The 25,367-nt window shown below is 61.2% G+C and carries 23 protein-coding genes; 17 read left to right on the top strand and 6 right to left on the bottom strand.

The features are described from left to right. Nucleotides 1-26: 26 nt before the first annotated feature. Nucleotides 27-2,411, bottom strand: a complete 2,385-nt coding sequence (locus tag AC0J41_RS10460; protein ID WP_029977709.1) for an efflux RND transporter permease subunit — start codon at nucleotides 2,409-2,411, stop codon at nucleotides 27-29. After that, nucleotides 2,408-3,451, bottom strand: coding sequence for a WD40/YVTN/BNR-like repeat-containing protein (locus AC0J41_RS10455; RefSeq protein ID WP_025111641.1), 1,044 nt, complete (start codon nucleotides 3,449-3,451; stop codon nucleotides 2,408-2,410). Before AC0J41_RS10455 ends, AC0J41_RS10460 begins: the two co-directional genes overlap by 4 nt. 591 nt (nucleotides 3,452-4,042) lie before the next feature. Here AC0J41_RS10455 and AC0J41_RS10450 point away from each other — a divergent pair. From AC0J41_RS10450 to AC0J41_RS10420, 7 genes are all read left to right on the top strand, one after another. Then, on the top strand, nucleotides 4,043-4,633 hold the full coding sequence (locus tag AC0J41_RS10450) for an amino acid synthesis family protein (RefSeq protein WP_025111640.1): 591 nt from the start codon (nucleotides 4,043-4,045) through the stop codon (nucleotides 4,631-4,633). A gap of 31 nt (nucleotides 4,634-4,664) precedes the next feature. Next, nucleotides 4,665-5,498: an alpha/beta fold hydrolase gene (locus tag AC0J41_RS10445; RefSeq protein WP_025111639.1), complete on the top strand. Its 834-nt coding sequence runs from the start codon at nucleotides 4,665-4,667 to the stop codon at nucleotides 5,496-5,498. Then, nucleotides 5,495-6,976 (top strand): aldehyde dehydrogenase, encoded by a 1,482-nt coding sequence (locus tag AC0J41_RS10440; protein WP_473015460.1) that lies wholly within the window; start codon nucleotides 5,495-5,497, stop codon nucleotides 6,974-6,976. The genes AC0J41_RS10445 and AC0J41_RS10440 overlap by 4 nt, the downstream gene beginning before the upstream one ends. A gap of 12 nt (nucleotides 6,977-6,988) precedes the next feature. After that, nucleotides 6,989-7,474 carry a flavin reductase family protein gene (locus AC0J41_RS10435; protein WP_025111637.1) on the top strand — a complete coding sequence of 162 codons (486 nt, stop codon included), beginning with the start codon at nucleotides 6,989-6,991 and terminating at the stop codon, nucleotides 7,472-7,474. 136 nt (nucleotides 7,475-7,610) lie between these two features. Beyond that, nucleotides 7,611-8,000, top strand: coding sequence for a carboxymuconolactone decarboxylase family protein (locus AC0J41_RS10430; protein ID WP_007968634.1), 390 nt, complete (start codon nucleotides 7,611-7,613; stop codon nucleotides 7,998-8,000). A 58-nt stretch (nucleotides 8,001-8,058) separates the two neighbouring features. Then, a complete protein-coding gene (locus tag AC0J41_RS10425; protein ID WP_011334614.1) occupies nucleotides 8,059-8,811 on the top strand; it encodes a GntR family transcriptional regulator in 753 nt (250 codons plus the stop codon). Between the two features lies 1 nt (nucleotide 8,812). Then, nucleotides 8,813-9,376 (top strand): NUDIX hydrolase, encoded by a 564-nt coding sequence (locus tag AC0J41_RS10420; protein ID WP_473015458.1) that lies wholly within the window; start codon nucleotides 8,813-8,815, stop codon nucleotides 9,374-9,376. A gap of 124 nt (nucleotides 9,377-9,500) precedes the next feature. Here AC0J41_RS10420 and AC0J41_RS10415 read toward each other — a convergent pair whose 3' ends face one another. Then, a complete protein-coding gene (locus AC0J41_RS10415; protein ID WP_473015457.1) occupies nucleotides 9,501-9,797 on the bottom strand; it encodes a DUF1330 domain-containing protein in 297 nt (98 codons plus the stop codon). A gap of 65 nt (nucleotides 9,798-9,862) precedes the next feature. Here AC0J41_RS10415 and ribBA point away from each other — a divergent pair, with 65 nt between their 5' ends. The 5 genes from ribBA (at nucleotide 9,863) to AC0J41_RS10390 (ending at nucleotide 15,250) form a co-directional block, all read left to right on the top strand. Next, entirely contained in the window at nucleotides 9,863-10,972 is a 1,110-nt protein-coding gene (ribBA, locus tag AC0J41_RS10410) for a bifunctional 3,4-dihydroxy-2-butanone-4-phosphate synthase/GTP cyclohydrolase II (RefSeq protein WP_473015456.1), read from the top strand. Nucleotides 10,973-11,293: 321 nt separating this feature from the next. Further along, the gene (locus tag AC0J41_RS10405; protein WP_473015455.1) at nucleotides 11,294-12,319 is read left to right on the top strand and encodes an ABC transporter substrate-binding protein; all 1,026 of its coding nucleotides are present in this window, start codon (nucleotides 11,294-11,296) and stop codon (nucleotides 12,317-12,319) included. Beyond that, nucleotides 12,316-13,263 (top strand): ABC transporter permease, encoded by a 948-nt coding sequence (locus AC0J41_RS10400; RefSeq protein ID WP_473015985.1) that lies wholly within the window; start codon nucleotides 12,316-12,318, stop codon nucleotides 13,261-13,263. The genes AC0J41_RS10405 and AC0J41_RS10400 overlap by 4 nt, the downstream gene beginning before the upstream one ends. A 6-nt stretch (nucleotides 13,264-13,269) precedes the next feature. After that, a complete protein-coding gene (locus AC0J41_RS10395; protein ID WP_473015454.1) occupies nucleotides 13,270-14,079 on the top strand; it encodes an ABC transporter permease in 810 nt (269 codons plus the stop codon). Nucleotides 14,080-14,095: 16 nt separating this feature from the next. Continuing rightward, the gene (locus tag AC0J41_RS10390) at nucleotides 14,096-15,250 is read left to right on the top strand and encodes an ABC transporter ATP-binding protein (RefSeq protein ID WP_473015453.1); all 1,155 of its coding nucleotides are present in this window, start codon (nucleotides 14,096-14,098) and stop codon (nucleotides 15,248-15,250) included. Nucleotides 15,251-15,380: 130 nt separating this feature from the next. On the opposite strand, the gene map is transcribed toward AC0J41_RS10390, so the two are convergent. Together map and AC0J41_RS10380 are read right to left on the bottom strand one after the other, a co-directional pair. Further along, nucleotides 15,381-16,172: a type I methionyl aminopeptidase gene (gene map / locus AC0J41_RS10385; RefSeq protein ID WP_025111625.1), complete on the bottom strand. Its 792-nt coding sequence runs from the start codon at nucleotides 16,170-16,172 to the stop codon at nucleotides 15,381-15,383. Continuing rightward, complete coding sequence (locus tag AC0J41_RS10380; RefSeq protein WP_025111624.1) at nucleotides 16,169-16,396, bottom strand: ParD-like family protein; 228 nt, start codon at nucleotides 16,394-16,396, stop codon at nucleotides 16,169-16,171. The genes map and AC0J41_RS10380 overlap by 4 nt, the downstream gene beginning before the upstream one ends. A 296-nt stretch (nucleotides 16,397-16,692) precedes the next feature. On the opposite strand from AC0J41_RS10380, the gene AC0J41_RS10375 reads away from it, so the two are divergent. Then, nucleotides 16,693-17,628 carry a Ppx/GppA phosphatase family protein gene (locus tag AC0J41_RS10375; protein ID WP_473015452.1) on the top strand — a complete coding sequence of 312 codons (936 nt, stop codon included), beginning with the start codon at nucleotides 16,693-16,695 and terminating at the stop codon, nucleotides 17,626-17,628. Between the two features lie 828 nt (nucleotides 17,629-18,456). Here the strand turns inward: AC0J41_RS10375 and metE are convergent. Beyond that, the gene (gene metE, locus AC0J41_RS10370; protein WP_473015451.1) at nucleotides 18,457-20,745 is read right to left on the bottom strand and encodes a 5-methyltetrahydropteroyltriglutamate--homocysteine S-methyltransferase; all 2,289 of its coding nucleotides are present in this window, start codon (nucleotides 20,743-20,745) and stop codon (nucleotides 18,457-18,459) included. Nucleotides 20,746-21,157: 412 nt separating this feature from the next. On the opposite strand from metE, the gene AC0J41_RS10365 reads away from it, so the two are divergent. The 4 genes from AC0J41_RS10365 (at nucleotide 21,158) to AC0J41_RS10350 (ending at nucleotide 25,342) form a co-directional block, all read left to right on the top strand. Further along, complete coding sequence (locus tag AC0J41_RS10365; protein ID WP_473015449.1) at nucleotides 21,158-22,534, top strand: pyridoxal-phosphate dependent enzyme; 1,377 nt, start codon at nucleotides 21,158-21,160, stop codon at nucleotides 22,532-22,534. After that, nucleotides 22,531-23,703, top strand: a complete 1,173-nt coding sequence (locus tag AC0J41_RS10360; RefSeq protein WP_473015448.1) for a cystathionine gamma-synthase — start codon at nucleotides 22,531-22,533, stop codon at nucleotides 23,701-23,703. The genes AC0J41_RS10365 and AC0J41_RS10360 overlap by 4 nt, the downstream gene beginning before the upstream one ends. A gap of 530 nt (nucleotides 23,704-24,233) precedes the next feature. Beyond that, nucleotides 24,234-24,842, top strand: a complete 609-nt coding sequence (locus AC0J41_RS10355) for a phage infection protein (RefSeq protein WP_473015447.1) — start codon at nucleotides 24,234-24,236, stop codon at nucleotides 24,840-24,842. A 185-nt stretch (nucleotides 24,843-25,027) separates the two neighbouring features. Further along, the gene (locus tag AC0J41_RS10350; protein ID WP_473015446.1) at nucleotides 25,028-25,342 is read left to right on the top strand and encodes a hypothetical protein; all 315 of its coding nucleotides are present in this window, start codon (nucleotides 25,028-25,030) and stop codon (nucleotides 25,340-25,342) included. The last annotated feature ends 25 nt before the right edge of the window (nucleotides 25,343-25,367 follow it).

The following is a 25,367-nucleotide window of genomic DNA, read 5'->3' as shown; positions in this document are numbered from 1 at the left end:
CGGCTTTGTCGTTTCAGGCCTGCCGATCAGTGGGCAAACAGCGAATTGCCCTTCTGCCCCGCCAGTTTCTCCGGCTTGATCAGGAACTTGGCCAGCGCTGGCAACAGCCACAGCGCACCGAACATGTTCCACAGCAGCATGAAGGTCAGCATCAGGCCCATGTCGGCCTGGAACTTGATCGCCGAGAAGATCCACGTGCACACGCCGATGGCCAGGCACAGACCGGTGAACAGCACCGCTTTACCGGTGGACTTCAAGGTCTGGTAATAGGCCTCCTGCAACGGCAGCCCCGCGCGCAGGAAACTTTCCAGGCGGCTGTAGATGTAGATGCCGTAGTCCACGCCGATCCCCACGCCCAGCGCCACCACCGGCAGGGTCGCGACTTTGACGCCGATGCCCATGAACGCCATCAGCGCGTTGCCCAGCACCGAGGTCAGCACCAGTGGCAGGACGATGCACAGGGTCGCCGCCCACGAGCGGAAGGTGATCATGCACATCACCGCAACACAGATGTACACCAGGATCAGGATGGTCAGTTCGGCCTGCTTGATCACCTCGTTGGTGGCTGCCTCGATCCCGGCGTTACCGGCAGCGAGGATGAATTCCAGACCGTCCTTGTTGTTGGCCTTGGCGAATTCCTGCACCGCATGCACTGCACGGTCGAGGGTTTCGGCCTTGTGATCATTGAGGAAGATCAACACCGGCGCCAGCGAACAGCTGTTGTTGTACAGGCCGTCGGCGCGGGCAATCGAGTTGTTCAGTACGTCCGGGTTGCGCGACAGGGTCTCCCATTTCAGGTTGCCTTCGTTCATGCCCTTGATCATCTGCTTGGACACGGTCACCAGCGAGATCGCCGACTGCACGCCCTCGGTGTTCTGCATCTTCCACATCAGTTCGTCGATCGGCGCCATCGCTTCGTAGCGCGAGCAGCCTTCGGTGGCGGTCTTGACCATCACCACCAGCACGTCGGAACTGGTGGAATAGTTGTTGATGATGAAGTTGTTGTCCTTGTTGTAGCGCGAGTCCGGACGCAGCTCCGGCGCGCCCTGGTCGAGGTCGCCGATTTTCAGGTTCTGGCTGTACCAGAGGCCGCCGCCGAAAGCGATCAGCGCCAGAGCAATCGAGATCGGTGCGACTTTCGGGCTGGCGAAGTTCGACAGCATGCGCCAGAACGGGTGTTCGCGATTCGCGTCCTTCTTGCTCTTGGCAATCGCACGCTTGCTGATGCCGACATAGGAAATCGCCACCGGCAGCAGGATCAGGTTGGTGAACACGATCACCGCCACGCCGATGGACGCGCCAATCGCCAATTCGCGGATCACCCCGATGTCGATGATCAGCAAAGTGATGAAGCCCACGGCGTCGGCAAGAATCGCGATCATCCCCGGCAGGAACAATTGCCGGAACGTGCGCCGCGCGGCGGTCAGGGCGTTGTCCGCCTCACTCGATTGCAGGGCGATACCGTTGATCTTTTGCACCCCGTGGGAAATGCCGATGGCGAAGATCAGGAACGGTACCAGCATCGAATACGGATCCAGCCCGAAGCCGAAAAAGTGCATCAGCCCGAGTTGCCAGACCACCGCCACCAGCGTGGTGCTCAACACCGCGATGGTGCTGCGCAGGCAGTTGGTGAACCACAGCAGCAGGATCAGGGTGATGACGAAAGCGATGCCGAAGAACATCACCACCATCACCAGACCGTCGATCAGGTCACCGACCTTCTTGGCGAAGCCGACGATGTGGATCTTGACGTTAGGGTTCTGCGCTTCGAACTTGTTGCGGATCTTGTCTTCCAGTTCGTGGGAGAACTGGCGATAGTCCAGCGCCAGCAGCTTGCCCTGGTCCTGCGGGTCCGGGTAGGACTCCAGCAGCGGGATGTCGACGATGCTCGACTTGAAATCGTTGGACACCAGCCGCCCGACCTGCCCGGATTTGAGGACGTTGTTGCGCAGCATGTCGAGGCTGTCCGGCGAGCCGTCGTAGCTCTGCGGGATCACTTCACCGCCGGCGAAGCCTTCCTCGGTCACTTCGGTCCAGCGCACGCTCGGACTCCACAGCGACTTCAGCCCGGAGCGGTCGACGCCGGAGATGTAGAACACCTCGTCGTTGATCTGACGCAGGGTCTCCATGTACTCCTTGGAGAAAATGTCGCCGTCTTTGGCTTCCACCGAAATGCGCACGGTGTTGCCCAGGTTCGCCAGATCGTTGCGGTGCTCCATCATCTTCTCGATGAATGGATGCTTGAGCGGGATCATTTTTTCGAAACTGGTGGACGGCCGGATCAGCGTGGCCTGCCAGAACAGGAAGACGCTGACCACCAGGCAGATCAGGATCACTGCCGGGCGATTGTTGAAAATCAGACGTTCAAGAAACGTCGCCTTGTCCTGATGATGAGTGCTCAAGGAAGTCATAGCCCCGCCTTCTTATTATTGATCTCGGCGCCGTTTGGCTGCGTGGTATGAACGCCACCCTGCCCGGTCAGAATCAGATTGCCGTCGCCGGCGGCCGTCACCGAAGACAGCGAAATGCGGTCCGGGCGATTGAAGACGCTGAATGTTTCGCCGTTGTCGCTGCTGCTGATCACCGAACCGCCGTTGCCAACGATCACGATCGAGCCGTCCGCGAGCAGTGTTGCGCCGGACAGGCCGAACTCCAGCGCGCCGCGCGCGGCCTTCAGTTCGACCTGCTGCCAAGTACTGCCAAAGTCGGTGGAGCGATAGAGGTTGCCGCGCAGGCCGTAGGCCAACAGGGTGTGTGCTTGCGCGGTGCCGATCACGCCGAACAGCGAGCCCTGATACGGGCCCTGGAGTTTTTCCCAGGTCTGGCCCCAGTCGGGAGAGCGAAACATGCTGCCCTGCTCGCCGACGATGAACAGGCCAGCGTCCTTGACCGCAGCGATGGCGTTGAGGTGGAACTGGTCCTGGTTGTCGAGGCGGTCGCTGACGTCCTGCCAGTTTTTGCCGCCATCGGTGGTTTCCAGCAAGGCCCCGTAGGCGCCCACGGCAACGCCATGATTGACGTCCTGGAACCAGACATCGAGCAGCGGTGCTTCGCGTTTGAGGTCTTCGAATTGTTTGCTCCAGGTCAGGCCGCCATCTTCGCTCGCAAGCACCTGCGCGTCGTGCCCCACTGCCCAGCCGTGCTTGTCATCGACAAAATACACCGCCGTCAGCAGTTGCCGGGTTGGCACCTTGGCCTGGGTCCAGGTCTTGCCCTGGTCGTCGGAATAGAGAATGTGCCCACGATCACCGACCGCCACCAACCGGGTGCCGGCGTGGACGACATCGAGCATCAGGCTTTTTGCGGCTTTGGCCGATTCGGTGGAATACACCCCGTCAGCTGGCGCTTCGGCGGCCAGTACGGGTGCCGACAAGGCAGCACAGCCCAGCAGAGTGAGTGCTGTGGCCAGCAACGCGGTGTTGCGTAACGCCGGCGGGCGGCAACGACTCATAGACCTTCCCCTATTTATTATTGTTAGGCCGTTCGGCCTTAGGGCGCCGCAAGGGGGCTCGTGGTGACTGATGGGTCACAAGCATAGCCGTGAAACCCGCAGTCCAGAGCGCCTTGGGAAGCTGACTCATCCTATCGGGCTTTGGAAACGTCTGACAATCGGCGCCACGTTATCTTTTGTTAACCGGATGAAGCCTGTGTAGCCGCTGAATTCCAATGTGGGAGCGGGCTTGCTCGCGAAGGCGCTGTGTCAGCCACCCTATATGTCAACTGACCCACCGCTTTCGGGAGCAATCCCCCTCCCACATTTGTTAACCGGAAGAAGCCTGTGTAGCCGCTGAATTCCATTGTGGGAGCAGGCTTGCTCGCGAAGGCGTCGTGTCAGCCAGCATAAATGTCGACTGATGCGCCGCTTTCGGGAGCAAGCCCCCTCCCACAGGGTGTAGTGGTGTCTGTGGGATTTGTGGTGGCGGATCAATACACCGCCATTCGCCGGGTCGATGGGCAAATCTTGCAAGGGGGACTTGCACGATCGGTATTATGGTATACCATCAGACGCACAGACACTCTCAATTCCCCTACGGAGCAGCTCATGAGTTTCGAAATTCGCAAGATCGTCAGCTATGTCGAAGAAACCTTCATCGAAGGCGGCAAGGCGACTGACAAGCCGGTGACCATGGTCGGCCTGGCCGTGGTGATGAAGAACCCTTGGGTAGGCAACGGCTTTGTCGAGGACCTGAAACCGCAGATCCGCGCCAACTGCTCCGACCTCGGCGCGATGATGGTCGAGCGTCTGGTGGGCATCATCGGCGGCGCCGAGAAGATCGAGGCCTACGGCAAGGCAGCAGTGGTCGGTGCCGACGGCGAAATCGAACACGCCTCGGCGGTGATCCACACCCTGCGCTTTGGCAACCACTACCGCGAAGCGGTCAAGGCCAAGAGCTACCTGAGCTTCACCAACAAGCGCGGCGGCCCGGGCACCTCGATTCAGATCCCGATGATGCACAAGGACGACGAAGGTCAGCGTTCGCACTACATCACCCTGGAAATGCAGATCGAAGACGCGCCGCGTGCCGACGAAATCGTCGTGGTGCTCGGTTGCGCCGACGGTGGTCGCCTGCACCCGCGCATCGGTAACCGTTACATCGATCTGGAAGAACTGGCCGCCGAAAAAGCCCAGTAATCACAATAAAAAGGCATTGCAGGAGCGCTCCATGATTCGGCTCACCGCTGAACTCACCCCGGCTGGCACCAGTTACCTGGCGACCGGCCAAGGCCAGCCCGTGGTCTTGATCCACGGCGTGGGCCTGAATAAAGAAATGTGGGGCGGGCAGATTGTCGGCCTCGCCAGCCAATACCGGGTGATCGCCTACGACATGCTCGGCCATGGCGCCAGCCCGCGACCGGCCAACGGCACCGACCTGCTCGGTTACGCCGATCAGTTGCTGGAGCTGCTCGACCACCTGAAACTGCCGCAGGCAGCGGTGATCGGTTTCTCCATGGGCGGTCTGGTCGCACGAGCGTTTGCCCTGCATTACCCGGAGCGCCTGCAAAGCCTGGTGGTGTTGAACAGCGTGTTCAACCGCAGCGAAGAACAGCGCGCCGGGGTCATCGCTCGTACCGCGCAAGCGGCCGAACACGGCCCCGACGCCAACGCTGAAGCGGCGCTGTCACGCTGGTTCAGCCGCGAGTATCAGGCAGCCAATCCGGCGCAGATCGCCGCGATTCGCCAGACCCTGGCCGGCAATGATCCGCAAGGCTATCTGACGACCTATGAATTGTTCGCCACCCAGGACATGTACCGCGCAGACGACCTGAGCAGCATTCAGGCGCCGACGCTGATCGCCACTGGCGAGCTCGACCCCGGTTCCACTCCGCAAATGGCCGAGCAACTGGCCCGGCGCATCCCCGGTGCGAAGGTTGCGGTGCTGCCCGAGCAACGGCATATGATGCCGGTAGAGTCGCCGCGCCTGGTCAACCAGACGCTGCTGGAATTTCTCGAATTCGCACACTCCCGACAAAACTCTATAAAGGGGATCGTTGCATGACACTCGCACGCTTCCAGATGTGCATCGGCGGAGAATGGGTCGACGCCCTCTCCGGCAAGACCTTCGAAAGCCTCAACCCGGCTTGCGCACAAGCCTGGGCCGAACTGCCTGACGCCGATGAAGCTGACGTCGAACGTGCCGTGCAAGCGGCCCAAACCGCCTTCGACAGCCCGGCCTGGCGTGGCCTGACCGCCACCGCACGCGGCAAACTGCTGCGCCGCCTTGGTGACCTGATCGCCGAAAACAAGGAGCAATTGGCGCAGCTGGAAAGCCGCGACAACGGCAAGCTGATCCGCGAAACCCGTGGTCAGGTCGGTTATCTGCCGGAGTTCTTCCACTACACCGCAGGCCTGGCCGACAAGCTTGAAGGCGGCACCCTGCCGCTGGACAAACCCGACCTGTTTGCCTACACCGTGCACGAAGCCATGGGTGTGGTCGCCGCTATCATTCCATGGAACAGCCCGCTGTACCTGACCGCGATCAAACTCGCCCCGGCCCTCGCCGCCGGCAATACCATCGTGATCAAGCCGTCCGAGCACGCTTCGGCCACCATTCTGGAGCTGGCGCGCCTGGCCCTCGAAGCCGGGATTCCGCCGGGCGTGGTCAACGTCGTCACCGGTTACGGCCCGAGTACCGGCGCCGCCCTCACCCGCCATCCGCTGATCCGCAAGATCGCCTTCACCGGCGGCGCGGCCACGGCCCGGCATGTGGTGCGCAGCAGCGCCGAGAACTTCGCCAAGTTGTCGCTGGAACTGGGCGGCAAGTCGCCGAACATCATCTTTGCCGACGCCGATCTGGACAGCGCGATCAACGGTGCGATTGCCGGGATCTATGCTGCGTCGGGTCAGAGCTGCGTGTCCGGCTCACGGCTGCTGGTGCAGGACGACATCTACGACGAGTTCGTCAATCGACTGGTCGAGCGCGCCCAACGCATTCGCATCGGCAACCCGCAGGAAGACAGCAGCGAGATGGGCCCGATGGCCACCGCGCAGCAACTGGCGGTGGTCGAAGGACTGGTGGCCGATGCCATCGCCGAAGGAGCGCGGTTGCGCACCGGCGGCAAGCGTCCGAGCGGTCTCGGTGAAGGCTGGTTCTACGAGCCGACGCTGTTCGAATGCGACCGCAATTCGATGAAGATCATGCAGGAAGAAGTCTTTGGCCCGGTGGCCTCGGTGATTCGCTTTAAAGATGAAGCCGAAGCGCTGGCCATCGCCAACGACTCGCAGTTCGGCCTCGCCGCCGGCATCTGGACCCGCGACCTGGGCCGTGCCCATCGCCTGGCGCGCGACGTACGCTCGGGGATCATCTGGGTCAACACCTACCGCGCCGTATCGGCCATGGCGCCGATCGGCGGTTTCAAGAACAGTGGCTATGGACGCGAAAGCGGCATCGACTCGGTGCTGGCCTACACCGAACTGAAAACGGTGTGGATCAACCTCTCCCAGGCGCCAATGCCTGATCCGTTTGTGATGCGCTAGGAGTCCTGCGACATGATCGAACCCGGCATTTACAAAGATGTGATGAGCTCGTTTCCGTCCGGGGTCACGGTGGTCACCACCCTCGACCCGGCGGGCGCTATTGTCGGCATCACGGCCAGTGCCTTCAGTGCGCTGTCGATTGATCCGGCGCTGGTGCTGTTCTGCCCCAACTACGCCTCCGACACCTACCCGGTACTGCGCGACAGCAAGAAGTTCGCGATCCATTTGCTGTCCGCCGACCAGACCGCCGAGGCCTATGCGTTCGCTGGTAAAGGCAAGGACAAGGCCAGGAATATCGAGTGGCATTTGAGCGAACTCGGTAATCCGATCCTCGCCAAGGCCACGGCGATCATCGAATGCGAGTTGTGGCGCGAATATGACGGCGGCGATCACGCGATCATTGTTGGCGCAGTGAAAAACCTGATTCTGCCGGCGCAACCGGTGACGCCGATGATTTATCACAAGGGCAAGCTCGGGCCGTTGCCGACCCTGGCCTGAAAGATTCACACAAATCCCAGTGTGGGAGCGGGCTTGCTCGCGAAGGCGTCGTGTCAGTCGACCTCTATGCTGAATGAGCTACCGCATTCGCGAGCAAGCCCGCTCCCACAAGGGAATTGTGGTGACTGGAGGATTTATGAGTAACGAGAAGTACGAAAAGGGCCTGAAGATCCGCACTCAGGTGCTGGGCGAAGCCTATGTGCAGCGCTCGATCGAGAACGCCGACGACTTCACCCGTCCGTTGCAGGAAATGGTCACCGAATACTGCTGGGGCCATGTCTGGGGACGCGAAGGCCTGTCGCTCAAGGAGCGCAGCATGATCAACCTGGCGATGATCTCCGCGTTGAACCGCCCGCATGAACTCAAGCTGCATGTGCGCGGCGCCTTGCGTAACGGCCTGAGTCGTGAGCAAATACGCGAAATTCTGCTTCAGGTCGGTATTTATTGCGGCGTCCCGGCAGCCGTGGACAGTTTCCGGCTCGCCCGTGAAGCCTTCGCCGAAGCCGACGCCGAGGCCTCCAGTTAACCCCTCGGCTGTTTGAATGCCCGTCTGGCATGGACAGCCAACTTAAAGAGCGGACCCCATGAAACGCCTGCCACTCGACGACAGCTTCAAGGTCAATCGCAACCCCGTTACCCTGCGCGAAATCGTGCTGGATAAACTGCGAAGCGCCATCATGAACTTCCAGCTTCTGCCAGGCGATCGTCTGGTCGAACGCGATCTGTGCGATCGTCTGGGCGTGAGCCGCACTTCCGTTCGCGAAGCCTTGCGTCACCTGGAATCCGAAGGCCTGGTGGAGTTCGCCGACGCCAAGGGCCCGCGCGTGGCGATCATCACCCTCGCCGACGCGGTCGACATCTATGAGCTGCGCTGCGTACTCGAAGGCCTGATCGTCCAGTTGTTCACCCTGCGCGCCAAGGCCAAAGACATCAAGGCCCTGGAAAAAGCCCTCGACGAGAACCGCAAGGCGCTCAAGGACGGCGAGCTGCAACAGGTGATCGATTCGGTTCAGGGTTTCTACGACGTACTGCTCGAAGGCTCCGGCAACCATGTCGCGGCGACTCAACTGCGTCAGTTGCAGGCGCGCATCAGCTACCTGCGGGCGACGTCGGTGTCCCAGGAAAACCGTCGCGGCGCGAGCAACCAGGAAATGGAAAAAATGGTCGAGGCGATCAAGAGCGGCGATCCGCTGGCGGCGCATCAGGCCTGTGTCGATCACGTGCGCGCTGCCGCGGCCGTGGCCCTCGATTACCTCAAGCGCAAACAGGAAGAGACCGGAGCAACGCCACCGATCACCCTGCCCATCGCGCTGAAAGAACCACGCATAGGTCACTGACATGTTCAGCCCGAGCTTTTGCCCGAAATGCGGTGGCGCCGACCTCGGTCAGCAAGTGCCGCCGGGCGATACGCACGAGCGCCTGATGTGCCGTGGCTGCGGCTACATTCACTATGTGAACCCGAAGATCATCGCCGGCTGCATCATCGAGCAGGACGGCAAATACCTTTTGTGCCAACGGGCGATTCCCCCGCGCCCGGGCACCTGGACCTTGCCGGCCGGCTTCATGGAAAGCGGCGAAACCACCGAACAGGCCGCCCTGCGCGAAGTCTGGGAAGAAAGCGGCGTACGCGCGGAAATCGTCTCGCCGTACTCGATCTTCAGCGTGCCGAAGATCAGCGAGGTCTACATCATCTTCCGCGCCCTCGCGCTGGAAATCACCGGCCAGTTCGGCCCCGAGACCCTGGACTACAAGTTCTTCGCCCCCGAGGACATTCCGTGGGAGCAGATCTACTACCCGGCGATCCGGCAAATCCTCGAACGCTACATCGAGGAACGCCAGGCCGGGGTGTATGGGATCTACATGGGCAATGACGACAGCGGCAAGATTCATTTCATGCGCTGAGCATCAGCTCTACCCCTGTGGGAGCGGGCTTGCTCGCGAAGGCGTCGTGTCAGTCGTTGGAAATGTTGAATGACTGACCGCATTCGCGAGCAAGCCCGCTCCCACAAGGGATTTGTAGTGTGGCTTAAAGCGGGGCGATGCCTTCGACGATGATGATCTCCGCCCTCGCCCACTCCTCGCGGTAGCTCTTCGCTTCCTGATACGCCGCCGAGTGGTAGCACGCCACTGCCTGCTCGTAGCTGTCGAATTCAATCACCACGCTGCGCTGCGGCGTCGCCCGCCCTTCCATTGCTTCGCTGCGCCCGCCTCTGGCTAAAAACTTCGCGCCGAACTCGGCGAACGCTTTCGGCGCGCGCTGGGTGTATTGGCTGTAGTGCTCGGCATCCGCGACATCCACGTGGGCAATCCAGTACGCCTTCATAGTGACCTCTTGGTTGAATTTGTATTATGGTATACCACAAATTTCATCCACATCGAGAGTCCAGCATGGCCTTCAACAGCATCGAAGAAATCATCGAAGATTATCGCCTCGGCAAAATGGTGCTGCTGGTCGATGACGAAGACCGGGAAAACGAAGGCGACCTGTTGCTGGCCGCCGACCGTTGCACGCCCGAGGCGATCAGTTTCATGGCCCGTGAGGCCCGGGGGCTGATTTGCCTGACGTTGACTGACGATCATTGCCAGCGACTGGGGCTGGAGCAAATGGTGCCGAGCAATGGCAGCGTGTTCAGTACCGCGTTCACGGTTTCCATCGAGGCGGCGGTCGGCGTGACCACCGGCATCTCCGCCGCCGATCGCGCCTGCACCGTTGCTGCTGCTGTGGCGCCAAATGCCCGCGCTGAGGATTTGGTGCAGCCCGGCCATATCTTTCCGTTGCGCGCCAAGGAAGGTGGCGTACTGACCCGTGCCGGTCACACCGAGGCCGGTTGCGACTTGGCGCGGCTGGCGGGCTTCACGCCGGCCTCGGTGATCGTCGAGGTGATGAACGACGACGGCACCATGGCCCGCCGCCCGGACCTGGAAGTGTTCGCGCGCAAGCACGGGATCAAGATCGGCACCATCGCCGACCTGATCCACTATCGCCTGAGCACCGAACACACCATCGAACGCATCGGCGAGCGGGAGCTGCCGACAGTGCATGGCACCTTTCGCTTGATCACCTTCGAAGATCGCATTGAGGGTGGCGTGCACATGGCGATGGTCATGGGCGATCTGCGCCGTGAAGAGCCGACGCTGGTGCGCGTGCATGTGATCGATCCGCTGCGCGATCTGGTGGGCGCCGAGTACAGCGGGCCGACGAACTGGACGTTGTGGGCCGCATTGCAACGGGTCGCGGCCGAAGGGCATGGCGTGGTCGTGGTGCTGGCCAATCATGAATCTTCCCAGGCGCTGCTGGAGCGCATTCCGCAGCTGACTCAGCCGCCGCGTCAGTTCAGCCGCTCGCAATCGCGAATCTATTCAGAGGTGGGCACCGGGGCGCAGATTCTGCAGAACCTTGGGGTAGGCAAGCTTCGGCACCTCGGCCCGCCGCTCAAGTATGCAGGGTTGACCGGGTATGACCTGAAAGTGGTCGAGAGCATCCCGTTCACTGAATAACCGAAGCCAAACACAATTCCAACTGTGGGAGGGGGCTTGCTCCCGAAGGCTCCGTATCAGTCGACATCAATGTTGAATGATCAAGCGCATTCGGGAGCAAGCCCCCTCCCACAAGTGTTTTGCATTTCAGATCGGCATCTCACAACCCCAAAAAAGCACATTCGCCAGATAGCCGGTAAGGCAAAGTGCTTGCACAAAGTTTGGAATACCATAATATGATATTCCATAGACCGGACGACCTGAAAAACCGTCCAGCTACTGCTCCCGACAGGCGGGCAACAACGCAAGCCCGCTCAAAAACACAACAATGAGGGCGTAAAAATGGTGTTGAACAAAGCTGCAACCGCAATCCTTTTTGCGGGACTGCTGAGCGTGACCGGCCAGGCCGCGATGGCCGCCGAGAGTGTGAACTTTGTCAGCTGGGGCGGTAGCACCCAGGATGCGCAGAAACAGGCCTGGGCCGATCCATTCAGCAAGGCCAGCGGCATCACCGTGGTGCAGGACGGCCCGACCGACTACGGCAAACTCAAAGCCATGGTCGAAAGCGGCAACGTGCAGTGGGACGTGGTTGATGTCGAAGCCGACTTCGCCCTGCGCGCCGCGGCCGAAGGCCTGCTCGAACCCCTCGATTTCAAAGTCATCCAGCGCGATAAGATCGACCCGCGTTTCGTCAGCGACTACGGCGTCGGCTCATTCTTCTTCTCCTTCGTCCTCGGCTACAACGAGGGCAAGCTCGGCGCCAACAAGCCGCAGGACTGGAGCGCGCTGTTCGACACCAAGACCTTCCCCGGCAAACGCGCCCTGTACAAATGGCCAAGCCCCGGCGTGCTGGAACTGGCGCTGCTGGCTGACGGCGTGCCGGCCGACAAGCTCTACCCGTTGGACCTGGATCGCGCCTTCAAGAAACTCGACACCATCAAGAAAGACATCGTCTGGTGGGGCGGCGGCGCGCAGTCGCAGCAACTGCTGGCGTCCGGCGAAGCGAGCATGGGCCAGTTCTGGAACGGCCGGATTCACGCCCTGCAGGAAGACGGCGCACCGGTGGGCGTGAGCTGGAAACAGAACCTGGTCATGGCCGACATTCTGGTGATTCCAAAGGGCTCGAAAAACAAGGACGCGGCGATGAAGTTCCTGGCCAACGCCAGCAGCGCCAAAGGCCAGGCCGACTTCTCCAACCTGACCGCCTACGCCCCGGTCAACGTCGACAGTGTGGCGCGCCTGGACTCGGTACTGGCCCCGAACCTGCCGACTGCCTACGCTAAGGATCAGATCACTCTTGATTTCGCGTACTGGGCCAAGAACGGTCAAGCCATCGCGACACGGTGGAACGAATGGCTGGTCAAATGAAAATGGCGGCCACTGCGTCCCGTCCCTCCTCTGTCGCCGGGAGCGCTACCAGCGCTGCCGGTTCAGCCCACGCAAAACAGGCGGTTGCGATGCAGCAAGCCCCGTCCCTCAGACAACGCTGGCGCGGCGCCGGCAACCTCGCACCGGCGCTGTTGTTCCTCGGCCTGTTCTTTCTCGCGCCGTTGATTGGCTTGCTGTTGCGTGGCGTGCTGGAACCGACCCCGGGCCTTGGCAACTATGAACAATTGTTCGCCAACTCAGCGTATGCCCGCGTCCTGCTCAACACCTTTTCGGTGGCCGGGCTGGTGACGCTGTTCAGCCTGCTGCTGGGCTTTCCGCTGGCCTGGGCAATCACGCTGGTGCCACGCGGCTGGGGACGCTGGATCCTCAACATCGTGTTGCTGTCGATGTGGACCAGCCTGCTCGCCCGCACCTATTCGTGGCTGGTATTGCTGCAAGCGTCCGGTGTGATCAACAAGGCGCTGATGGCCTTGGGCATTATCGATCAGCCGCTGGAAATGGTGCACAACCTGACCGGCGTGGTGATCGGCATGAGCTACATCATGATCCCGTTCATCGTGCTGCCGTTACAGGCGACGATGCAGGCCATCGACCCGATGATCCTGCAGGCTGGCTCGATCTGTGGCGCAAGTCCGTGGACCAACTTCTTCCGGGTGTTCCTGCCGCTGTGCCGGCCGGGTCTGGCGTCCGGCGGGTTGATGGTGTTCGTGATGTCGCTCGGTTACTACGTCACCCCGGCGCTGCTGGGCGGAGCGCAGAACATGATGCTGCCGGAGTTCATCATTCAGCAGGTGCAATCGTTCCTCAACTGGGGCCTGGCCAGTGCCGGGGCCGCGTTGCTGATCGCGATCACGCTGGTGCTGTTCTACTTCTACCTGAAGCTTCAGCCGGAATCCCCGGTTGGCGCCAGCAACGCGAGGTAAGCCGAGATGCTCCTGACTCCCAATGCCATGAGCCGGCGGATGCGCTTCGGCCTCTACGCCACCACCGGGCTGATCGGTCTGTTCCTGCTGTTGCCGATCGTGTTCATCGTCCTGCTGTCGTTCGGCTCATCCCAGTGGCTGGTGTTCCCGCCGCCGGGCTGGACGCTGAAATGGTACGGCCAGTTCTTCTCCAATGCCGACTGGATGAACGCTGCAGCGGCCAGCCTCAAGGTCGCCGTATTGACCACGATCTGCGCCGTGGCCCTCGGTTTGCCGACTGCCTTTGCGCTGGTGCGCGGACGCTTCCCCGGCCGGGAAATACTCTACGGCCTGTTCACCCTGCCGATGATCGTGCCGCTGGTGATCATCGCCGTGGCGGTGTACGCGCTGTTCCTCAAGCTCGGTTATACCGGGACGATGTTCGCCTTCGTCGTCAGCCATGTGATCGTCGCGCTGCCGTTCACCATCATCTCGATCATCAACTCGCTGAAACTGTTCGATCAGTCGATTGAGGATGCGGCGGTGATCTGCGGCGCCTCGCGCCTGCAAGCGGTGTTCAAGGTGACCTTCCCGGCGATTCGCCCGGGCATGGTCGCCGGCGCCCTCTTCGCCTTTCTGGTTTCGTGGGACGAAGTGGTGCTCAGCGTGATGATGGCCAGCCCGACCCTGCAAACCCTTCCCGTGAAAATGTGGACCACCCTGCGCCAGGACCTGACACCGGTGATCGCCGTCGCTTCGACGCTGCTGATCGGCTTGTCTGTTTTGGTCATGGTGATCGCCGCCGCATTGCGCCGGCGCAACGAAATCAGCGCTTGAGCGCCAGGAGTACGACATGAGTGCCGTGATCAAAGACGCATCCCAGCAGAACGACAAACCCCTGGTCAGCCTGCGCAACCTGAACAAGCACTACGGCGACTTTGCCGCCGTCGACAATATCTCGCTGGACATCAAGGACGGCGAGTTCCTGACGTTCCTCGGCTCCAGCGGCTCGGGCAAGAGCACCACGCTGTCGATGCTCGCCGGATTCGAAACGCCAAGCAGCGGCGAGATCCTGGTCAACGGTCAGTCGCTGGTCAATGTGCCACCGCACAAGCGCGACATCGGCATGGTGTTCCAGCGTTACTCGCTGTTTCCGCATCTGTCGGTGCGCGACAACATCGCCTTCCCGCTGGCGATCCGCAAACTCGCCGCCGCCGAACGGGACAAGCGCGTCGACGCCATGTTGAAACTGGTGCAACTGGAACAGTTCGCTCACCGCCGTCCTTCGCAACTCTCTGGCGGCCAGCAGCAACGGGTTGCCATTGCCCGGGCGCTGGTTTACGAGCCACGCATTCTATTGATGGACGAACCGCTGGGAGCGTTGGACAAAAAGCTGCGGGAAGATCTGCAGGACGAACTGCGCCAGCTGCATCGACGCCTGGGCATCACCATCGTCTACGTGACCCACGATCAGGAAGAAGCCATGCGTCTGTCACAGCGCATCGCGATTTTCAGTCACGGCAAGATTGTCGGTCTGGGCAGCGGTTATGACTTGTACCAGAACCCGCCGAATGCGTTTGTCGCATCGTTTCTCGGCAACTCGAACTTCCTCAAGCTCAAGGCGCAGGGCAACGCAGCGGCGAGCTTTGAGGGGCAGTCGCTGTCGATTCGACTGACTGCCGGGTTGCACACCGATCAGGATGTGCTGCTGATGGTGCGCCCGGAAAAGGCCCTGGCGCTGAGCGTGCAACAGGCAAATGATGAGCCGTTGGCAGCGGGTTGGAATGAAGTGTCGGCGAAGGTCGTGGAAGTGCTGTTCCTGGGAGAAAGCCAGACTTGCAGCGTGGTCACCTCGGGCGGGACTTCGATGACGGTGAAGGCGCTGTCGGCGGCGGGCATGCCGCTCAAGGCCGCAGATGCGGTGCGAGTGCGCTGGGCGACCGCCGATGCCTGCGTGTACACCGAGTGGACTGAAAGCGACCTCAACAAAGCGGCCGGCGCTCACTGAGGGTCTCAATAACACCACAAATCCCCTTGTGGGAGCGGGCTTGCTCGCGAATGCGCTGTGTCATTCGCATCAACAGTGACTGACGCACCGCATTCGCGAGCAAGCCCGCTCCCACCGTTCTTTGGGGCACTCAGCTAATCGGGGTGAAACCTTCAATGTCGTCCGGCCATGCCGTCAGCACTTCGAAGCCCGTCTCCGTCACCGCTACCATGTGCTCCCACTGCGCCGACAACGAGCCGTCCTTGGTCAGCACGGTCCAGCCGTCCGGCATGTTCTTCACATGGCGTTTGCCGGCATTGAGCATCGGCTCGACAGTGAAGATCATCCCCGCCTTGAGCTTCATGCCCTGATTGGGAAAACCGTAATGCAGGATCTGCGGTTCATCGTGATAGACCTTGCCAATGCCATGGCCGCAGTACTCGCGCACCACGCTGAAACCTTCCTTCTCCGCCAGGCTCTGGATCGCATGGCCGATGTCACCCAGCGTCGCGCCCGGGCGCACCATGCGAATGCCGGCGCACATCGCCTCGTAAGTGGTCTTGATCAGGTGCTGCGCCTCAGGCGTCGTCTCACCCACCACGTACATGCGACTGGTGTCGCCGAACCAGCCGTCCTTGATCACCGCGATGTCGAGGTTGACGATGTCGCCGTCCTGCAACGGTGTGCCCGAGGGAATGCCATGGCACACCACATCGTTGACCGATGCACAGACGGTTTTCGGGAAGCCGTGATAACCGACGTTGGCCGCAATCGCCTTCTGCACATTGACGATGTAATCGTTGCACAACCGATCCAGCTCATCGGTAGTCACCCCGGCCTTGACGTGCGGCACCAGCATCGCCAGTACTTCGGCGGCCAGCTTGCCGGCAGCGCGCGACTGGGCGATTTCGGCAGGGGTGTTGATCTTGATCTGGTTTCTCATGCGCTGACGGCTTCCTGAGTCAGTTGATGCAGATCCAGCCCGCCGTTCTGTTCGGCGCGGATCAGCAAGCGGCAAATGGCGCTGTGGTCGAGGTTGGGGTGCAGTTCGGCGAGCATGCCGATGCGCATCCAGTGCTCAGCCTGCGCGTTGATCGAGCGGCTGAGTGCGGTGCTGGAGATGCGCAGGTTCTCGTGCATGTCTTCTGAAATCTTTACGATGCCCATATCCGAATCCGATACGAAATGTATATGGATCGTATATTAGCCAAGTGCCGTCGGCGATTGCAACCTTGCGCAGGGATTGGCAAATCGCAGGCAAAAAAAAGCTGCCAAAAGAGGCAGCAAAAACTTTAAGAACACGCGATTGATTGGGCTCAGCATAGACGCCGGATAATGACAGTGTCGTGACAACCGCAAATTCATTGAACCGCCCCTGCCCCGTCATCAGGATGTCATCAAGACAGCGGCAGAATCCTCGCAAACCGTCTTGCGCCTTCGACGGACGTTTTGCAAGGACTCCCATGAAATCAGACGCCTCGCTGTTTGCCGCCATCGACCTGGGTTCGAACGCGTTTCGAATGATGATCGGCCAGTCGGTTCGCAGCCGAAAGGGCTTCGTGATTCAGGAGGTGAAAACCTTGCGCGAGCCGGTAAGGCTGGCCGAGGGCTTCGAAGGCGGTGCACTGGACACGATGGCCCTGGATCGTGGCTGGCAGGCGCTGGCACGGTTTGGCAAAAAACTGCGCGGCTTTGAAGCGGGTCGGGTTCGAGCGGTGGCGACCAGCGCCGTACGCGAGGCCGACAATGCGCAATTGTTTCTCGCCAGCGCCGAGCGGCATCTGGGTTTTCCCATTGACGTCATTTGCGGCCATGAAGAGGCGCGCCTGGTGTACGCCGGCGTGACCCACACGCTGGCAGGCGCCGAAGACTTGCGGCTGGTGGTCGACATCGGTGGTGGTTCCACCGAGCTGATTCTGGGCCAGGGTACGCAACCGCTGCTCACTGAAAGCATCGCCATTGGTAGCGGCACGCTGGGTTCACGCTATTTTCCCGACGGACGTATCGCTCCCGGCGCGCTGCAAGAAGCCGAGCGTGTCGCCATCCTGCAATTCGAGAAAGTCGCCCGGCGCTACCGCGCACAGGGCTGGCAGCAGACCATCGGCTCGTCAGGCACCGCACGCATGCTGGCAAAAGTGCTCAAGGCCAATCGGCTCAACGACTTCGGCCAGGACGGCATCACCTATGGCGGCCTGTTGCGCCTGTCGCTCCTTCTGCTGAAAGTGCAGGACGTCCAGCAATTGAAGCTTGCCGGCTTGCAGCCGCATCGCCAGAGCATCCTCCCGGGCGGGCTGGTGCTGATGCTGGCGGCGTTCAAGGTGTTCGGCATTTCGCAGATGGTGCCGTCGGAACCCGGGCTGCGCCTAGGCGTACTTCACGGGTTGATGAGCCGCCACTGACACGGTGTGAGCCCGCCTCCCCAATTGCCAAACTGCACAACTCCCTGTGGGAGCGGGCTTGCTCGCGAAAGCGTCCGATCAGCCAACACCCGTGCTGAATCAACCGACCCTTCGTGAGCAAGCCCACTCCCACCCTTGATCCCGGCCAGCCGCAGATCCGCCATCCACCAACTATCCCCTGTGGGAGCGAGCCTGCTCGCGAAAGCGTCCGATCAGCCAACACCCGTGCTGAATCAACCGCCCCCTTCGTGAGCAAGCCCACTCCCACCCTTGATCCCGGCCAGCCGCAGATCCGCCATCCACCAACTATCCCCAGTGGGAGCGGACTTGCTAGCGAAGGCGTCCGATCAGCCAACACCCGTGCTGAATCAACCGGCCCCTTCGTGAGCAAGCCCACTCCCACCCTTGATCCCGGCCAGCCGCAGATCCGCCATCCACCAACTATCCCCTGTGGGAGCGAGCCTGCTCGCGAAAGCGTCCGATCAGCCAACACCCGCGCTGAATCAAACGGCCCCTTCGTGAGCAAGCCCACTCCCACCCTTGATCCCGGCCAGCCGCAGATCCGCCATCCACCAACTATCCCCAGTGGGAGCGGACTTGCTAGCGAAGGCGTCCGATCAGCCAACACCCGTGCTGAATCAACCGGCCCCTTCGTGAGCAAGCCCACTCCCACCCTTGATCCCGGCCAGCCGCAGATCCGCCATCCACCGACTGTCCCCTGTGGGAGCGGGCTTGCTCGCGAAGGCGAAGTGTCAGTCGACACATCCTTGGCTGATGCACCGTGTTCGCCAGCAGGTTCGCTCCCACAGGGGGATTGTGCTCCGGGCTTCAGGCCAGTTCTTTGCGTAGTTGGCGAGCGGCCGTGACCATGTGCACCAGCGCCGCTTCAGTCTCCGGCCAGCCACGGGTTTTCAGGCCGCAGTCCGGGTTGACCCACAGCCGCTCTGCCGGAATCCGCTGGGCGGCCTTGCGCAGCAGGTTGGCCATTTCCGAGGCATCCGGGACGCGTGGCGAGTGGATGTCGTAGACGCCCGGGCCGATCTCGTTCGGGTAGGCGAAGGCTTCGAAAGCATCGAGCAGTTCCATGTCCGAGCGCGAGGTTTCGATGGTGATCACGTCGGCGTCCATCGCGGCGATGGACTCGATCACATCGTTGAACTCGCTGTAGCACATGTGAGTGTGGATCTGGGTTTCGTCACGCACGCCGCAAGCGCACAGGCGGAATACTTCGGTGGCCCAGTCCAGATAGTGCTGCCACTGCGCCCGACGCAATGGCAAACCTTCGCGGAACGCGGCTTCGTCGATCTGCACGATCTTGATCCCGGCGGCTTCCAGATCCACCACCTCATCGCGGATCGCCAACGCCAGTTGGCGAGCCTGGACTTCACGGGACACGTCTTCGCGGGGAAACGACCACATCAGCATGGTCACGGGGCCGGTCAGCATGCCTTTCATGACCTTGTTGGTCAGGCCTTGGGCGTAGCGGATCCACTCCACAGTCATGGCCTTCGGACGACTCAGATCGCCAAAGATCACCGCCGGTTTGACGCAGCGCGAACCGTAGCTCTGCACCCAGCCGAAACGAGTGAACACGTAGCCGTCCAGTTGCTCGGCGAAGTACTCGACCATGTCGTTGCGTTCGGCTTCACCATGCACCAGTACATCGAGCCCCAGTTGCTCCTGGATTTCCACGGCGTGGCGGATTTCGCTGTACATGGCTTCGGTGTATTCGGCTTCGCTCAGCTTGCCCTGCTTGAATGACTGGCGCGCCAGACGAATCGAAGCGGTCTGCGGAAACGAACCGATGGTGGTCGTCGGGAACAATGGCAAGTCGAGCCTGGCGCGTTGTTTGCCGATGCGCCGGGTAAACGGCGACTGGCGCTGGCTGTCTTTGCCTGTGATCGCGGCAACACGCGCCTCGACGGCAGGTTTGTGAATACGGGGGGAAGCGGCGCGAGCCGCCTGAACCGAGCGGCTTTGAGTCAATGCGCGCAGCACGTTGGGTGCTTCCGGCTGGTTGACCGCTTGCGTCAGAACAGCCACCTCTTCGCACTTTTGTACGGCGAACGCCAGCCAGCTTTTCAGTTCGGCATCGAGTTGGTCTTCGCGGCCAAGGTCCACCGGGCTGTGCAGCAGCGAGCACGATGGCGCGACCCACAGACGATCACCCAGACGCTCATGCGCATGCTGCAAGGTAACGAGGGCACTTTCCAGATCGCAGCGCCAGACGTTACGACCATTGACCACACCCAGCGACAACACTTTATAGGCCGGCAGACGATCAAGGATGGTCGGGTACTGTTCCGGTGCGCGCACCAGATCAATGTGCAGGCCATCGACCGGCAAATTGGCGGCCAGACCGAGGTTTTCTTCCAGACCACCGAAGTAGGTGGCAACCAGCTTCTTCAGCGGATCACGCTGAATCTGGTTGTAGGCGCGCTCGAAGGCGTTCTTCCAGTCCTGCGGCAGATCGAGTACCAGAATCGGCTCGTTGACCTGTACCCACTCAACACCGAGTGCGGCTAGCCGGGCGAAGATCTGCCCGTACAGCGGCAGCAAACGATCCAGCAATTCCAGCTTGTCGAATTCGGCGCCTTTGGCCTTGCCCAGCCACAGGTAAGTCAGCGGCCCGATGATCACTGGCTTGACGTTGTGACCCAGTGCCCGGGCCTCTTCGACTTCTTCGAACAACTGTTCCCAGCCAAGCTGAAACTGCTGATCGGCGCTGAATTCCGGGACCAGGTAGTGGTAGTTGGTGTCGAACCACTTGGTCATTTCCTGAGCGTGGGCACCGCCGCAGCAACTGTCGCTGACGCCACGGGCCATGCCGAACAGGGTTTGCAGCGCGGCCTTGCCGTCGTGCGGTCGGAAGCGCTCGGGGATCACGCCGAACATCAGCGAGTGGGTGAGCACCTGGTCGTACCAGGCGAAATCGCCCACCGGCAGCAGTTCGATGCCGGCGTTTTTCTGCAGGTCCCAGTGGGCCTTGCGCAGCTCACGACCCACCTCACGCAGGCCGGCCTCGTTCAGTTCTCCTTTCCAGAACGCCTCTTGCGCCTTCTTCAGTTCGCGGTCGCGACCGATGCGCGGAAATCCGAGGGAATGGGCCAGTGCCATAACAAAAAACTCCAATGTCTTGTTGATGGTGGCCATTGTCGAGATCAAGCCTTGGTGAGACAAACTCATTTTAATCTTGATGATCACAAGTTTCCCTCATATTCGAATGATCGCGACTTATCGCCTCGCAACGATCCCGTTCACGCCTCACCCAGGGGTGTGCACTGCAGGATATTGATCAGCAGATCAAGCCGTTGATGATCGATACGACGCCCTTTGAATACTCAATGGCGCCTCGATATAAACCCGCCATAACCGGCCCCTTGCAGGCTTCGATTTTGTTCTATGGTTAGATCGAAATGGCTGAATTCACGACTGACTAAAGGTTGCGACAGATCATGTCTGAGCCTATGTTGCACGCGAGCTTTTCCCCGCGAATGGAACGCGATCAACACCACTAAGAGGTGAAGAAATGTCAAAGGAATCACGCCCTGCCGTACTTGGGCTGATCGGCAATACTCCGCTGGTTCAAGTCACTCGCTTCGATACCGGACCGTGCACACTGTTTCTCAAACTCGAATCACAGAACCCTGGCGGCTCGATCAAGGATCGCGTCGGCCTGGCGATGATCGACGCCGCTGAACGCGATGGCCGCCTGCAACCGGGTGGCACCATCGTCGAAGCCACCGCTGGCAACACTGGCCTGGGCCTGGCGCTGGTTGGCCGCGCCAAAGGCTACCGCGTGGTGCTGGTGGTGCCGGACAAAATGTCCACCGAGAAAGTCCTGCACTTGAAAGCCATGGGCGCCGAGGTGCACATCACCCGCTCGGATGTCGGCAAGGGCCACCCCGAATACTACCAGGACGTCGCCGCACGCCTGGCCAAAGACATTCCCGGCGCCTTCTTCGCCGACCAGTTCAACAACCCCGCCAACCCGCTGGCCCACGAGTGCAGTACCGCACCGGAAATCTGGGCGCAGACCGAGCATGACCTGGATGCGATCGTGGTCGGCGTCGGTTCCGCCGGCACCCTGACCGGCCTCAGCCGCTTCTTCAAGCGTGTACAGCCGGATCTGGAAATGGTCCTGGCCGATCCGGTCGGTTCGGTGATGGCGCAATACAGCCGCGACGGCACGATGCCCAAACCCGGATCGTGGGCAGTGGAAGGCATCGGCGAGGATTTCATTCCGTCGATCACCGATCTGACCAGCGTGCGCCATGCTTACTCGATCAGCGACGAAGAAAGCTTCGATCATGCCCGCCAGTTGCTGCGCGCCGAAGGCATTCTCGGTGGCTCGTCGACCGGCACCCTGCTCGCCGCCGCGCTGCGTTATTGCCGCGAACAGACCGAGCCCAAACGCGTGGTCAGCTTCGTCTGCGACACCGGCACGCGCTATCTGTCGAAGGTCTACAACGATCAGTGGATGACCGATCAGGGCCTGTTGCAACGCAAGGGTTATGGCGACCTGCGCGACCTGATCGCCCGCCGCTTCGAAGACGGTCGAGTGATCAGCGTCGGCCCCGACGACACCCTGCTGACCGCGTTCCAGCGCATGCGCCTGGCAGACGTCTCGCAACTACCGGTGCTGGTTGAAGGCAAACAGCTGGTCGGCGTGATCGACGAATCCGACATCCTGCTGGCGGTGCACGAAGACGCCGCACGCTTCAGTCAATCGGTGTCCAGCGTGATGACCGACAAGCTGCAAACCCTCGCGCCCGACGCCCACCTCGCCGAGCTGGAATCGGTGCTCAGTCGCGGCCTCGTGGCGATCATCGCCGACGCCTCGGGCTTCCATGGCCTGATTACGCGCACCGACATGCTCAACCAATTACGGAGATCCCTCGCATGAGTCAGCACGACGATAAATCCCAAGGCTTCGCGACCCGGGTGATCCACGCCGGGCAAACGCCGGACCCGACCACTGGCGCGCTGATGCCGCCGATCTACGCCAATTCGACGTACCTGCAGGACAGCCCCGGCGTGCACAAGGGCTTCGACTACGGGCGCTCGCACAACCCGACGCGTTTCGCTCTGGAGCGTTGCGTGGCGGATCTGGAGGGCGGCACCCGCGCGTTCGCCTTCGCATCCGGGCTGGCGACGATTTCCACCGTGCTCGAACTGATCGATGCCGGTTCGCACGTCATCTCCGGTAATGACCTGTACGGCGGCACGTTCCGCCTGTTCGACAAGGTGCGCCAGCGCAGTGCCGGGCATCGTTTCAGCTACGTCGATCTGACTGACCTGGCGGCGTTCGAAGCGGCGCTGCAGGACGACACACGCCTGGTCATCGTCGAGTCACCGACCAACCCATTGCTGAGCCTGTCGGACCTCGCCGCTATCGCCCGTATCTGCCGCGCACGCGGGATCATCAGCGTGGCCGACAACACCTTCGCCAGCCCGTATATCCAGCGGCCGCTGGAGTTGGGTTTCGATATCGTGCTGCATTCGACCACCAAGTACCTGAACGGGCACTCGGACGTGATCGGCGGCATTGCGGTGGTTGGGCAGAATGCCGAACTGGCGGACAAACTCGGCTTCCTGCAAAACGCCGTCGGCGCGATTTCCGGGCCGTTCGACGCGTTCCTGACATTGCGCGGGGTGAAAACCCTGGCGCTGCGCATGGAGCGTCATTGCAGCAACGCGCTGGAACTGGCCAAGTGGCTGGAACAGCAACCGCAGGTCAAACGCGTCTACTATCCGGGCCTGCCGTCGCACCCGCAGCATGAGTTGGCCAAACGGCAGATGCACGGTTTTGGCGGGATGATCTCGGTGGATCTGAACAGTGATCTGGAGGGCGCACGGCGCTTTCTGGAAAACGTGAAGATCTTTGCGCTGGCCGAAAGCCTGGGTGGCGTCGAAAGTCTGATCGAGCATCCGGCGATCATGACCCACGCGACCATTCCAGCTGAAACACGCGCGAAACTGGGCATCGGCGATGGCCTGGTACGTCTGTCGGTGGGTGTCGAAGACCTCGAAGACCTGCGCGCCGATCTGGCACACGCGCTGTCGAAAATCTGATCCTGCAACAACGACAAAGCCCGCAGCAATGCGGGCTTTGGTGTTCGAGTAGGCGGCCAGTGCTGGTCTCTGGCTTACAAGGTTTATCGGGCCTCTCACAGTACAAAGCAACCATGGAAAAAGAGCGGCGCTTTGCTGCCTCACACGGCATAAGGGCTGGATCTCAGCGCGGAGATCTTTCTAACCGTGTACCCTTCGGAACGCGCCCCACGTCCCCTTGCTATCCGCTTGCGCATCAGTCTGCGTCTTCGCCTACACCTTTGAGGCTAGCAAAAGCCTCGTAGCCATGGGCGCCTGTTTTTAGACTGATTTCCTTCAAGCAGTCTTGTGCAAGGAAGTTAACCGACTATCGCTTCCTCGCGCCCGCCACCGGTGCCGCCGTTTTACCGATCTATACTTTTCAGTTCGCTATCGCGGTTTCATGCAATACGTCGACACCCGTGCGCTTTGCAGTGCGCCCGTGCCAATCGCCAATCTGGTCAACCCCGGGCCAACGAATGCTGTGTGGCTGATGGGTCGTGGAGAAAATCATGAAACACACGCTTTTGTCTGGCGCCATTCTTGCGGTCGCAGCGACCGTCATGCTGCCAACGGCCTGGGCTGCACAGCCGCAGGCGGTGGCTTCCGATGGCGCAGACCATGTGAAGGCTGGGGCGGTCGCCTCCGATGGATCTGATCATGTAGGCGCTGGAGCGGTTGCCTCCGATGGTTCCGATCATGTCGGCGCTGGTGCAGTCGCTTCCGACGGTTCCGATCATGTCGGCGCTGGTGCAGTCGCTTCCGACGGTTCCGATCACGTCGGCGCTGGTGCAGTCGCTTCCGACGGTTCCGATCATGTCGGCGCTGGTGCAGTCGCTTCCGACGGTTCCGATCACGTCGGCGCTGGTGCAGTCGCTTCCGACGGTTCCGATCATGTCGGCGCTGGTGCAGTCGCTTCCGACGGTTCCGATCATGTCGGCGCTGGAGCGGTCGCTTCCGATGGCTCCGATCATGTCGGCGCCAATACCCTGGCCTCCGACGGGACCGACAAGGTCGGCGCCAACCGTTATGCCTATTCGCGCGTTGGGGTCGGCTCCGATCGCGTTGCCTCGGCGCTGATGACCGGCAGCTATTCCGACCAGTTCAACAGCCCGCAATAATCGGCATGAGGCGACCCGCCCGGGTCGCCTCACCCACCGCCGCACTAGCACATTTGTGCTAATCGACCGCCCCGCCGCCCGGCGTTATATTCCCTCGCACCCCCCGATGCTCCCCAACATTGCTGCTGTGCAGTGCGCGGGATCGTTGTGCCTGGAAATCAGAACAACACCAAGGAAGAAGCACCATGAAACTGCCTGCAAACCTGTACAAAGTCGCCATCGTCGGCGCCGTGCTGGTCGGCGCCAGCGGTTGCCAGACCGCCAAGCCCACCGAAGCCAGCATGAAAGAACGCGCCCAGACCGTCATCGGCAAACCGGTGTCGAAAATCGACAACATCCGCAGCGACAGCACCCTCACCTACTACACCGCCTACACCCCGGCCGGCGAGTACAACTGCGAGTTACCCAGCGGCGCCATTGTCGCGGTGGCGAGCATGGGCATCATGAGCCCGCCGCTGTCCTGCCTGCCGAAAGGCGCCTCACCACTGCCAGTTCAGTAATTCATTTTCCCGGAAAAGGACGCCG

Source organism: Pseudomonas sp. Arb-4-2C (assembly GCF_055755015.1).
The sequence above is the reverse complement of the archived record's forward strand: the minus strand, read 5'-3'. Positions and strand labels throughout refer to the sequence as shown.